Raw genomic sequence first — 12,769 nt, forward strand, 5'->3', positions numbered from 1 at the left:
GATGGGCGCATGAATTCTAGGGATGAAGCCAGGATACCCGAAAGCCAAGCGACAGATAACAAAGCAGCCGCCGCGGCGCGCAGCACAAGCGGATTTCTGACCAGACGGACTTTAATCATTGCCGCTGTCGGCGCGGCGGTTGTTGCGTTGCTGCTGATGCTCTGGCAAGTGGCCCAGATTCTGCTGCTGGTTTTCGCGAGCCTGTTGCTGGCGCTGTTTCTGCGCACTCTGGCCGACTTCATCAGCCGCCGCACGCCTTTGTCCGAGGGCTGGTCGCTAACGTTGGTGGTGGCGGTGCTGCTGGGGCTTTTTGCGCTGATTCTGGCGCTATACGGCCCCAAGCTCGCCGATGGCTTCTACCGGTTGTTCAAGGAGTTGCCGTCGGCGCCGGAGCGGCTGCGCAGCGCGCTCGAACAGTACGAATGGGGGCCGGCGTTCATGGATACCCTGTCCCGGGCCGGCAGTTCCATGGTCGATTCCAAGCAGCTGGCAAAAATCGCCGGGATTTTCTCGACCGCATTCGGGGCGCTCGGCAGCGCCGTGGTGGTGGCCGTGCTGGGCCTTTATTTTGCGGCTGATCCGAAAACCTACATCGACGGCACGGCGCGCCTGTTTCCGCAGGCGCGCAGGGCATGCGTCCACGAGACTTTCGACCGGCTCGGGCATACGCTGCGCTGGTGGCTGCTCGGCCGGATCGCGGCCATGCTCATCGTCGGCGTAATGATCGGCATCGGGCTGGCGGTGCTGGGCGTGCCTTTTGCTTTTATCCTGGGCCTGGTCGCCGCGATCTTGGATTTCATCCCTAACATCGGGCCGCTGATCGCCGCCATCCCGGCGCTGATGGTCGGGCTGACTCAGGACGGAACGACCGTGCTCTATATCGCCATCCTCTATTTCGTGGTGCAGTCTCTGGAAGGCTATCTGATCACGCCTTTTATCGAGCAGCGGGTCGTCGATCTGCCGCCGGCCCTGCTGCTGATCGCCCAGCTCGTGCTGGGGGCCGGTTTCGGCATTCTGGGGCTGTTGCTCGCCTCGCCCCTGGCAGTCGTAATCATGGTGCTGGTGCAGATGCTGTATATGCGGGACGTGCTGGGCGAGCCGGTGAAATTGCCCTGAGGAAAAAAACGCATGGCAGAAAAGCAAGCCGGGCCCTTTAACCGATCATACAATCGACTCACACGCCGGCAATAATAAGGCCGCGCTGCCGGCCCACAACACGCCGAAAACCGACAACAGCGCCATGAGCCGCATGACGCCGGTCAGAAACGACTGGCTGATTTTCTGCGCCGTCTCGTATCTGACCAGACGCTGTATGATTTCGGGCTTGAAGACGGCCAGCAGTAACGCCAGCAAGGCTGCAAGGGTGGCCGCGATGATAGCCGACTGCGCCCAAAAGGCCGCGCTGTTGCCTGTCAGCAGGCAAATGAAGTGATGGAGGGCGTAGACCATGCCGAAATGCACCCCCCAGATGAGGGGGCCGGCCAGCGTGATCAGCAATATGCCGACCGACTCTCCGGAAAAAGGATGCTTCGATGCCGTCATAAAATCATCCTCGGGAAACCATGAATCAGCAGATGGCCTACAAGCGCCTGCCCTACCGTGTAATAGAGCATCAAACTGGTGTTTTCCAGCGTGGCTGCGCGCACACGGTCGAGCTTGCCGGTAAAATGCCTGGCGATCACAAACAGCGACATAACCAGCACGGCAAACACCAACTGTCCGTCTAAAATGCCTCCCATGTAGACCATGGCGCCATAGCTCGATGCCGCGGGCCTTAAGCCCGCCTGCCACTGGCACCAGAATTCCAGATATACGGCCAGCACGCTCAACAGCGCGCCTGACAGTATCAGCAGCGGCGTCCATACATGTTTGCCGCCCGGTGCCGCCAAGGTCCTGTTCGCGATGGCAAACACGGCCGCGCTGGCTATGAACAGCGCGGCGCTCAAGGCCGGCCACTGTAAATCGGGCATAGCCTGCACGCTGGCGGGCCAGACCTTGGGCGATGCGCTCCAGGTATACAGATAGGAAAACACATAAGCGAAGTAAAGCGAGGCCGCGACCAGCATCAGGATCACCATGGCCCACCAGCCGTGGCCGATGGGGCCGGTGACGTAGATGGGCAGCTCAATCCCGCCGCCGATAGGCACCGGCCCCTTGCCTGGTCCTTTGTCCAGCTCCCACACCCAGGCCAGGCAGCACAGGATGGCCAGTGCACCGCAGATGAGAGCCGGCACCACCACCTTGATGGTCAACAACAGAAAGCAGGCCGCAGTAAAGATGGCGGTAAAGAAATGCATCCAGCCGTTGCCGGGCATTTGAATGATGTATTGCGGTTTGCCATCGATGGTCGAAGTGATAATGGTTTCGCGGAAGCCGGTTGGCGCATCGGGCAGATAATGCTCGCCCGCCTCGACCTGCTCGGGCAGGTTGGGCTGCGACCACAAGGGCTCGCGGCTGGTCACATGCGGAATGGTGCGCGTGGAATACAGGTCGGTCGGCAGCCACTCCAGCGTGCCGGCCTGCCAGGGATTGGTTTCCTCGCTCTGTCCGACCCGGAAGTTGCGGATCAGATCGATGATGAAAACCAGTACGCCCGCTGCGATCATATAAGCGCCTATCGTGGAGACCATATTGTAAGTTCCCCAGCCTGACGTTGCCGAATAGGTCCAGACGCGGCGAGGCATGCCCAGCAGGCCGGAAATGTGCATGGGCAGGAACGCGACGTTGAAGCCGATAAAGAACAGCCAGAAGGACCATTTCCCCAGCCGCTCGGAAAGCCTGCGCTTGCTGACCATGGGAGCCCAGTAGTAAAAGGTGGCAAACAGCGGAAAGACCATGCCGCCGACCAGCACATAATGCAGATGCGCGACGATGAAATAAGTGTCGTGCGCCTGCCAGTCGAACGGCACCATGGCCACCATGACGCCGGTCAGTCCGCCGACCGTGAAAATAAACAGCATGCCCAGCACGTAAAGCCCCGGCGTCTCCAGCCGGAACCGGCCTTTGGACGAGGCGATCGTGGCGATCCAGGAAAACACCTGGATGCCGGACGGCACGGCCACGGCCATACTGGCCGCCGAAAAAAAGGCCAGGCTCAACGAAGGGATGCCGGTGGCGAACATATGATGCACCCACAGGCCGAAACTGAAAAAGGCCGTCGCGATCAGGGCCACGACGATCAGCCGGTAGCCGACCAGCGGCGTGCGCGCCATGGTCGGCACGATCATCGACACCAATCCAGCCGCCGGCAGGAAAATGATGTACACCTCCGGATGGCCGAAAAACCAGAACAGATGCTGCCACAGCAGCGGATCGCCGCCCTGCGCGGCGGTAAAAAAAGGCCAGCCGAACGAGCGCTCGATTTCCAGGAACATGGTCGCCAGAATCACGGCCGGGAACGCCAGCACGATCATGCCGGCAAACACCAGCATGGACCAGCCGAAAATGGGCAGTTTGTCGAGCGACATGCCGGGCGGCCGCGTCCGCAGCGTGCCGACGATGATCTCGATGGCGCCCGCGATGGCCGAGATTTCGATGAACCCGATGCCTAACAGCCAGAAATCGGCATTGTCGCCCGGCGAAAAGGCCGTCAGCGTCAAAGGCGGATACATGAACCAGCCGCCTTTGGGCGCCAGATCGTAAAAAACGGTCGAAAAAAACACCGAGCCGCCGATGATATAGGCCCAGATCGCGAACGCGCTCAGGCGCGGAAACGGCAGGTCGCGCGCGGCCAGCATCTGCGGCAGCAGCAGCACGCCCAGCGCCTCCATGGCCGGCACCGCGAACAGAAACATCATCGTCGTGCCGTGCACGGTGAACATCTGATTGTAGAGGTCCTGGCTGACCAGTTCATTCTCGGGCAGGGCCAGCTGCGTGCGCATGACCAGGGCCAGGAGCCCCGCCAGCACGAAAAAAGCGAAGGCGGCGCCCAGATAAAGCAGCCCCACGACCGTATTGTTGACCGCCGAAATCCAGCGCCAGCCGGGCGGGGTTTCCCAGATGCGCAGCAGTTCTTCCTTTTCGCCCGGCGGCCGCGGCGAGCGGTTGGGCAGCGCAGGTTGTTCTTCAGTGATATTTGCCACTAACTCCCCCTCATGGAATAGAGCAAAAACATGCCGCAGGAATAAGCGACAAGAATGGCCAACGAGTCTATGCCCATACGCAAAAAGGTGCGATTGGCCCGTTCGACGAGCCCTGCCAGCAGGATGCCGGTGGCCGCCAAGCCCAGCAGCGCCCCGACCGCGGTAAAATTACCGACGCGCGACAGCACCGGCTCGCCGTCCGCCAGCGCGTCAACGCCTAGCAGCAGCGCTACATTGAAAGCGGTGGTGCCCAGGATTTCGGAAATGGCCATCGTGTAGAGGCGGCGGCGCACACTGGCGAATACCGTGCTCGCTTCCGGCAGCGACGTAGCGATAGAGACCAGCGTAAAGCCGACGAACGAGTCTCCCAGACCGGTCTGTTTGGCGATTGCATCCCCGACGTTTGCCACGACATAGCCTGCCAGCAGGATAGTCAGTGCGCTGAACAGGGTTTTGGCCATGAGCCAGGCCGTGCTGTCGTCTTCGAGCGAGCGCTCGTGCGCTCCGGCATTCGGGCTGTATTCCCGGTCGAGATGATTAGTGTCGGGATTATTGACCACCCAGGGATAGTTCCTGTCGGCTTCACGGACTTTGATAAAACTGTAGACGGCCACCGCAAAAACCAACCATGACCCGACGCCGGCGCCGAGAAACGGCGCGTCGCCGACAAGCACGGTGATCGTGACCAAAGCCAGCAGGCAGACGTTAAACGCGGCCTGCAGCATCACCATGGGATTGGGGATGATCGATGTCAGCGCTTGTTCGTCGATGATCATGTCGGCCACGGCCAGCAGCGCTATCTGCAAGGCGATGGCGCCGAGCAGGTTGTTGACGGACAGTTCGGGGTAGCCGCTGCGGGCGGCGGTGAAGCCGGCGGCGATTTCCGGCAGCGAGGTCATGCTGGCGAGCAGCAGCAGCCCGAGCACTGCCCGGCTAAGGCTGAAGCGCTCGGCCAGTTCATCGGCATAAACGATGAGCTTGGTGCCGGCGATCCAGACCGCGCCGGCGGCCGCTGCGAAGATCCACAGGTTGGTCGTCAGGTCGTAGCTACTGAAATTAAACATGGCGCTTACTCCAGACCGTTCAGATAAGCCGACAAGGACCGAAGCTCATCTTCGGAAAAAAAGCCGAACGGCGGCATCAGGTTTTCCGGTTTAAGCCGCTGGTGCCGGCCGATCCAGCGGGCAAAATTTTCCGGCGTTTTCGGCAGAATGCCGGCGCCGAGCGACAGCCGGCCGCCGACATGCGTCAGGTCCGGCCCTACCGTGCCATTGGCTTGAGTACCGCGAACGGTATGGCAGCCGCCGCAGCCGCTGGCCAGGAACAGCCTTTCGCCTGCCTTGTCGGGCCCCGGCTTCGCATCGGCCTTTTCCTTGGCGAGCCAGGCATCATAATCGGCCGGCGCCATCGCCATGGCGTAAAAAGCCATCAGCGCATGGGCGCCGCCGCAGTATTCCGCGCACTGGCCGCGCACGACGCCGGGCTTGTCGGCGATGAAATGCAGGTGGTTGGTATGGCCGGGGATCATATCGACCTTGCCTGCATAGGCCGGCAGCCAGAAACTGTGGATTACGTCCGCCGTCGTCAATTCGATTTCAACAGGACGGCCTGTAGGGATGCGGATTTCATTGGCGCTTTCCGTCGTGCGGCCATCGTCGTGCCGGTAAATCACACGCCACCACCATTGCTCTCCGACCATGGCGATGCGCACCGGATTTTCGGCCTGGACCAGCTCCTCCCCGACGCGCAATACCGAAAAGCCGTAAATCAGCAGCGCGCTCAAGGTCACGACCGGGAAGGCAATGCCGCCCAGCACCACGGTTTTTTCCCGGGTCAGCGTTTGGCGCCAACTGCCGGAGCCGGTGATGGCAACGAAGACCAGCACGCACATGAGCACCGTGATCAGTGCGGCGGCAATGAACATGATCCACATCAGCAGTGAAATGCGCGATGCGACCGGCCCGAGGCCGACGAAGGCCGACTGCTCGCCGGCGCAGCTTGCCAGTGTCGGCAACACTATAAGCAAAAACGGTTTTAAGATGTTCATGGCCGCGCCGCCTCTTCCTCTTTGCCTGACGAGGCGCGCCCGGCCTGCGGCGGTTGGTTCGCGAAGAACGCCGCCGCGGCTTCAACCTGCTGATCCGTCAGCCGTCTGGCCACGACGGACATCATGGCGCCGTGCGGCGTCTGGTTGCGGCCGCCCCGGCGCCAGACCTGCAATTGCTGCCTGATATACGGCTCGGACTGGCCGACCAGGCGCGGATAATCTTCCCGCCCCTTGCCGCCGTGGCACGAGAGACAGGCCGGAATCCTGCGCTCCCGGTCGCCTTGCTCGGCCAGACGTCGCCCTAGCTCACGCGTTTCCGGTGAGGAGGGTGCCGCCTGCTTGTGAGGGAATGGCTTTAAGGTGGCGTAGTAGGCGGCCAGCCGGTCAATCTGCTCATCATCGAGATCGTCCGCTACCGGCTCCATGAAGCCGCTCTGCCGGGAATCGTCCCGATATTCCTGCAGCGCCCTTTTCAGATAAGCTTCATCCTGGCCGCCGAGGCGCGGTATATGCAGGCTGGTAGGGGATGCGTCAGCGGTATCGTGGCAGCGGTTGCATGCAGTGAGATCGAGCCTGGGCCGGCCCTCGTGCACAAACTCCTGAGCGGAAGCGCCTGGTATCTCGCTATGGCCGCTGGCGTAGCGGTGGTAATCCGCTTTGGTCATTGACGGCATGGCTTCCAGGAAGGCGACGACCGCCCAGACTTCATCATCGCGGTCGCCGCCGCTCCAGGCCGGCATGCCGGTGAACTGAAGGCCATGGCGCGCGATCCAGAACAGTTGTTCGCGGTTCCAGTAGCGCACATGCTTTTGCAGATCGGGAGGCGACGGCAGCATATGATCGAAAACCGGGTTGACCGGTTGCCCCGGCGCGCCATGGCAGATGGCGCAGGTGCCTTGAAAGTGTGCCGCGCCCAGCGGCACCAGTTCGGCAAAGTCCAGCTCTGGCGGTACAATAGGTCTGCTGTTGACTTTGACCGAACGCTCCTTGCCAAACTGCAGAAACCATTCCATCCAGGCGGGATGGCCCGCGCTCGCCGCGATGTTGAAAATCCCGGAATAAGCGATAATGAAGGCAAGCGCAACGCCCGCGGCAAAAAGCCCGAGCCCCCAGAGCAGAAGAGAATGCCAATGCCGGGTTATCCAAGCCAGCATGAGATTCTTCCCGAAGCCGATGTAAAGGGCGCCAAACATACCGGCAGCGGCAAGTATGCGAGTGCCGCAACTGTAAACAACTTTACAGACTTGGTGTGCATGCGTTGCTCTCCTTGTATCCACGATGTCCTGCCGCCAGGAGGATACTGTTGTCTTTTCAGGTTAGCTAACCGGTTCAGGCGCTTGGCCGCAGAGCGTTAAGGCAATTGCATTGTTTTTTCTATGACAATGGAAATGAGCCGAAGTGCGTCGGGTTTGATCATCAGCCCGATGCCATCGTCGGGTTCATCGGACGCCGATACTGGCGCCTGCGTCAGCATCAGTGCAGCTGTGTCAGCATTTTTTCATGCCTGCCGCGTAGGCGCTTGAAAGTCCATAGGCCGGTTACGAGCAGGCCCAGGGCGATCGGTTCACGGTACAGGCTGGCCCAAAGCTGCAGCGTGCCGGGTCTGGCGCGCCGGTCGAAGCGGCCATGGGCGGCGAAATCGCCTGCCACTGGCTGCCACAAATTATCCGGAGCGGCGGTATCGGCCGGCTGCTCGCTCTGCTGACCCTCGTAACCCGTGCGCGCCAGATAGCGATCGATCAGGCCGGGTATGAACTTGTTCGCCCAGATGGCTTTGACAGTCGGCCAGCCCACATAAACTTCGCGCCGTTTGTGGCGGCTGGCCCAGAAGATGGCTTTGGCCGCCATCTCCGGCTCGAAAATGGGCGGCACCGGCTGCGGCCGCATCGGCATGCGGTTCTTGCCCCATTCGAACTGCGGCGTGTTGAGCGCCGGCATCTGCACCATTGTCAGTCTGATCCTGCTGCGGTCATGCAGCAGCTCGCTACGCACGGCATCCGTGAAGCCGCGAATTGCGAACTTGGCGCCGCAGTAGGGCGATTGCAGCGGAATCGCCCGGTAGGCCAGAGCCGACCCGACCTGAATGATGATGCCATAGTTCCTGGGTTTCATGCGCCGGAGCGCCGCCATCGTGCCGTAGACGGCGCCCAGATAAGTGACTTCGGTCGCGCGCTTGTAATCGTCTGCGGCGATTTCCTGGAAGGGCGAATAGATCGTCGCCATGGCGTTGTTGATCCAGATATCGATCGGGCCGAAGGCCGCTTCCACATGCGCAGCTGCCGCTTCGACCTGGGTTGCTTCGGCGACGTCCGTTTTACAAATCACAGCTTCTCCGCCCAGGCTGCGCACTTCGCCGGCCGCCTGCTCGAGACGGGGTTGATCGCGGTCGAGCAAGCCGATGCGGGCGCCGGTTCTGGCAAATTCCCGCACGGTCGCGCGGCCTACGCCGGCACCTGCACCCGTGATTACGACAACCTGGCCTTTTTGATCCGTGCCGGTTCGTTTCAGATGCTTATTGGTCATGATGAAATCTCCTTGCCTCTCATTGGGAAATCGTAATTTCAGCGGGTTTCGGTTCGTCAAATCTCGGCGTTCTTTTGATTCTGCATTGCCATGAGAATGACTTCGGCTATATGCAGGCCGCGCCGCTCGGTCATCTGGGCAATCTGCTCGCGGCAGCTGTAGCCGTCAGCCACAATCAGGGTATCAGGCGGAGCGGCTCTTACCTCGGGCAGCAAGACCAGCTCGCCTATCTGGCTCGATACCTCAAACTTCTCTTTTTCGAAGCCGAACGAGCCGGCCATGCCGCAGCAGCCCGAGTCGAGATAGCGCCAGTCCAAGCCAAGCTTGTTGAGCAGGGTTCGTTCGTGATCCATTTTAACGATGGCTTTTTGATGGCAGTGTCCGTGCAGCAGGGCTTTGCGCGTTAGCTTCGGGAATGGAAATTCCGGCGCTTTCGTCAGCAGGAATTCACTGAAAAAATACGTTTGCTGGTTCAACTTTTGCGCGAGTTCATCCTTGGGGAAGAGATTCACCAGCTCGTCGCGGAACACGGCAACGCATGCAGGTTCCAGTCCTATGACGGGAACGCCGCTGTTAATGGCTTCGCTCAGATCGGTAAGGATTTGCTGCAGTTGCTTCTTGGCCTGGTCCAGCATGCCGAAGTCATACAACGGCCGGCCGCAGCAAATTTGGCGCTCGGGAATGCGCACCTGAAAGCCTGCAGCTTCGAGCACCATGACTGCGGCTTTGGCGGTTTCCGGATGAAAATGATTGTTGAACGTATCCGGCCAGAGAATAACGAGCGGCTTGTCCAGATTGCGCGGTTCCCGCTGCTGGAACCAGTGCCGGAACGTTTCCGGAGCAAACTGCGGCAGCCGGCGTTGTGGATGCACGCCGGCCACTTTCTTTATCAGACCGCTGAAGCCCGGCGCCTGCGCCAGCCAATTGACCAGTCCTGGCGCATAGGAGGTCAGCTCGGCCCAGCGGTTGATCCAGCCGAACACGTAAGCCTGGCGCGGGCGCCGCTTGTGCCGGTAGTAATGCGCCAGAAACTCGGCCTTATAAGTCGCCATATCGACGTGGACCGGACAGTCGCCCTTGCAGCCTTTGCAGGCCAGGCACAGATCGAGCGCATCTTTCATCGCTTCGCTTTGCCAGCGTTCGGTAATGACTTCGCCGCGCATGGTTTCAAACAGCAGCCGGGCCCGGCCGCGGGTGCAATGCTTTTCTTCGCGCGTCACCCGGTAGCTGGGGCACATGGTCTGGGAATGATGCTGGCGGCAATTGCCGATGCCGACGCAGCGCAGGGTGACCCGGCTGAACAGCCCTCTGTCTTTCGGATACTGGAAATGGGTAACGGGCAGTTCCGGTTTGTAATCGGTGCCAAGGCGCAGATTCTCCGTCGGCAGGTAGGCATCGACGATCTTGCCCGGATTCATTTTTCCGTCCGGGTCCCAGATCGATTTGAATTCCCGGAACGCCTGCACCAATTCATCGCCAAACATTTTCGGCAGGAATTCGGCTTTGGACTGGCCGTCGCCATGTTCCCCGGATAGCGAGCCGCCGTAGCTCAAGACCAGATCGGCCGCTTCATTCAGAAAGGCGTGAAAGGTCAGTATCCCGGCCTCGGTTTCAAGATTGAAATCGATGCGGGTATGAATGCAGCCTTCGCCGAAGTGACCGTACAGGTCACAGGCATAGCCGAATTTTTCCAGCAGCTTGCGGAAATCGCGCAGATAGTCGCCCACTTTGTCGGGCGGTACGGCCGCGTCTTCCCAGCCTTCCCAGGTGATCTCTTTATTCGGCACATGCGCGGTCGCCCCCAATCCGGACTCGCGCACCGTCCAGATCATTTTCTCTTCCACGGGATTGTCGAACAATTTCATGGTCGGCGGGTTGCCTGACTGCTTGAGCGCTTCCATGCAGGCGTTGGCTTTGGCGTCGGATTCGTTTTTATTGTCGCCGCCGAACTCGGCCAGCAGCCAGCCGTTGCCGTCCGGCAGCAGCTGCACGTCCTGGGGGTGCAGGTTGATGGCTTTCATATCCTCGATCAGACGGTCATCAAGCCCTTCAAGGCCGATGGGGTTATGCTGGAGTATGTCGGGCACGTGATCGCCGGCGCTGAACACGTCCGGATAGCCCAGCACCAGCAGCGACCTTGACGGGGGGCTGTCGACCAGCCGCAACGTGGCTTCCAGGATGACCATGCAGGCCCCTTCCGTACCGACCAGGGCGCGCGCCACATTAAAATCGTTTTCCGGCAGCAGTTCGTCAAGGTTATAGCCGGAGACGCGGCGCGGGATTTTCGGGTAGCGCGCCCTGATGCGGTCGGCCTGCTGGTCAACCAGCGTCTTCAGTCGCGCATAGATATCGCCGCACCGCCCGCCTTCGGCCACAATACGCTCAAATTCCTGCGCATCGGTTTTGCCGACTTTCATACGCGTGCCGTCATAGAGCAATATATCGAGCTCGATGACGTTGTCGACGGTTTTGCCGCCCATTTGCGAGTGCACGCCGCAGGAGTTGTTGCCGATCATGCCGCCTAAAGTGTTATGCGTATGCGTCGAGGGATCGGGCGCGAACGTCAAATGATGTTTTTCCGCGGCATCGCGCAAGTCGTCCAGGACGCAGCCGGGCTCGACCCGGGCGATTTTCCTGTCGGGGTCGAGTTCGAGTATGCGATTGAGGTATTTGGACATATCCATGACCACGGCCACGTTGCAGCATTGCCCTGCCAGACTGGTGCCGCCGCCGCGCGAGACGATGGGGGCGTTGTGCCTGCGACAGGCGGCAACCGTCGCAATGATATCCTCGACCGATTTGGGAATGACGACGCCTATGGGCACTTGGCGGTAGTTCGAGGCATCGGTGGCATAAAGCGCGCGGCTGCCGTTGTCAAACCGGACTTCGCCCTGAATGCTTCGGCTGAGCTCGGCGGCGAGGGCGGTCGCATCAAGTGTGGAGGTCGTCATGGCTAACTCCCGACGAAATCGTGATTTTTGAAACGGATACGGTGTTTATTCAAACCTCGTAACGCAACGCATCCGCACGCTTGAAGGTTAATCCCAAGCCCGGCCGGGAAAGATCGGGCACAAGCTCTCCTTTTACTGGTTCCAGCGCGCCGTCGAACAGCATTTTTTCGATGCGCACATGGTCGTAAAAAAACTCCAGATGCCGGACCGGTATGGCCGCGCAGCAGGGATGTACATGGATCGAGGGCGCGCAGTGACTGGAAAGCGGCACATTGAAGGCCTGGCAGAGCGCGGCGGCCTGCATGAAGCCGGTAATGCCTGCGCAGCGGGTGGCGTCGGCCTGCAGCACATCGACGGCGCCGGCTTCCAGCATGCGGCGGAAATACACGCTGTCATAGCCATATTCGCCGGCGCTGATATTCATGCCCGGCGACCCGCTGTCGCGTATCAGCCGCAGCCCTTCCAGGTCATCGCTGGAGACAGGCTCCTCAAACCATGACACATCTAACTTGGCAAAAGCCTGCGCCATGGCCAGCGCCTGTTTGCGCGAATAGGCGCCATTGGCGTCGACAAACAGCGCATTGTTCTGGCCGATCGCCTGCCGCGCGGCATCGACACGAGCAATGTCCCGGTCCGGCTCTCGACCGATCTTCATTTTGACCATGGTCATGCCCTGGTCCGTCCAACCGCCTAACTGCGCCTGCAATTGCTCCGTCGAATACGAGGTGAAGCCGCCGCTGCCATAGGCTCTAACCCCGGGGCGCACCTGCCCTAATAAAGCAACCAAAGGCATCTCAAGAAGTTTGGCTTTTAAATCCCACAGTGCGTTGTCGACGGCCGCGATCGCCATTGAACAGATGCCCGGCCGGCCCAGATTGCGGATCGCCGCAATCATCACCTTCCAGCAATAAGCCACGGACAGCGCATCGCAGCCAACCACAACGTTGGCAAGCAGGTCATTAATCAGCTTTGCCGTGGCTGTGTCCGCGTAACTGAAGCCGATGCCGGTCTTGCCGCCTGCCTGGGCTTCAACCAGCACCAGCGTGGTCGAAGTCCATTCTAGCGTGCCGTCGGACTCCGGCGTGGCGGTCGGAATCCGAAAGGCCGAGCCTTGCAGGCTGGTGATGGATGGGCCACTGAAGCGGGGGCGGCTCATGGTCGTCCCG

General features: G+C 60.6%; 9 protein-coding genes. 1 reads left to right on the plus strand and 8 read right to left on the minus strand.

Going from position 1 to position 12,769, the window contains the following annotated elements:
• Window positions 1-9 precede the first annotated feature (9 nt).
• Window positions 10-1,116 (plus strand): AI-2E family transporter, encoded by a 1,107-nt coding sequence (locus V2P20_RS18600; protein WP_331820975.1) that lies wholly within the window; start codon window positions 10-12, stop codon window positions 1,114-1,116.
• Between the two features lie 45 nt (window positions 1,117-1,161).
• Here V2P20_RS18600 and V2P20_RS18605 read toward each other — a convergent pair whose 3' ends face one another.
• The 8 genes from V2P20_RS18605 to V2P20_RS18640 all read right to left on the minus strand — a co-directional run bounded on the left by V2P20_RS18605 (window position 1,162) and on the right by V2P20_RS18640 (window position 12,759).
• Complete coding sequence (locus tag V2P20_RS18605) at window positions 1,162-1,542, minus strand: hypothetical protein (RefSeq protein ID WP_331820977.1); 381 nt, start codon at window positions 1,540-1,542, stop codon at window positions 1,162-1,164.
• Window positions 1,539-4,082, minus strand: coding sequence for a cytochrome c oxidase subunit I (ctaD, locus tag V2P20_RS18610; RefSeq protein ID WP_331820979.1), 2,544 nt, complete (start codon window positions 4,080-4,082; stop codon window positions 1,539-1,541). Before ctaD ends, V2P20_RS18605 begins: the two co-directional genes overlap by 4 nt.
• Entirely contained in the window at window positions 4,082-5,146 is a 1,065-nt protein-coding gene (locus V2P20_RS18615) for a sodium:calcium antiporter (RefSeq protein WP_331820981.1), read from the minus strand. Before V2P20_RS18615 ends, ctaD begins: the two co-directional genes overlap by 1 nt.
• Window positions 5,147-5,151: 5 nt before the next feature.
• The gene (coxB, locus tag V2P20_RS18620) at window positions 5,152-6,129 is read right to left on the minus strand and encodes a cytochrome c oxidase subunit II (protein WP_331820983.1); all 978 of its coding nucleotides are present in this window, start codon (window positions 6,127-6,129) and stop codon (window positions 5,152-5,154) included.
• On the minus strand, window positions 6,126-7,283 hold the full coding sequence (locus V2P20_RS18625) for a c-type cytochrome (protein WP_331820985.1): 1,158 nt from the start codon (window positions 7,281-7,283) through the stop codon (window positions 6,126-6,128). Before V2P20_RS18625 ends, coxB begins: the two co-directional genes overlap by 4 nt.
• A 319-nt stretch (window positions 7,284-7,602) precedes the next feature.
• Window positions 7,603-8,652, minus strand: coding sequence for an SDR family oxidoreductase (locus tag V2P20_RS18630; protein WP_331820987.1), 1,050 nt, complete (start codon window positions 8,650-8,652; stop codon window positions 7,603-7,605).
• A 56-nt stretch (window positions 8,653-8,708) separates the two neighbouring features.
• Window positions 8,709-11,603, minus strand: a complete 2,895-nt coding sequence (locus V2P20_RS18635) for an FAD-linked oxidase C-terminal domain-containing protein (RefSeq protein ID WP_331820989.1) — start codon at window positions 11,601-11,603, stop codon at window positions 8,709-8,711.
• A gap of 49 nt (window positions 11,604-11,652) precedes the next feature.
• A complete protein-coding gene (locus tag V2P20_RS18640) occupies window positions 11,653-12,759 on the minus strand; it encodes an enolase C-terminal domain-like protein (protein WP_331820991.1) in 1,107 nt (368 codons plus the stop codon).
• Window positions 12,760-12,769: the final 10 nt, after the last annotated feature.

The organism is Methylobacter sp. Wu1 (assembly GCF_036553575.1).
Taxonomy (GTDB): Bacteria; Pseudomonadota; Gammaproteobacteria; order Methylococcales; family Methylomonadaceae; genus Methylobacter.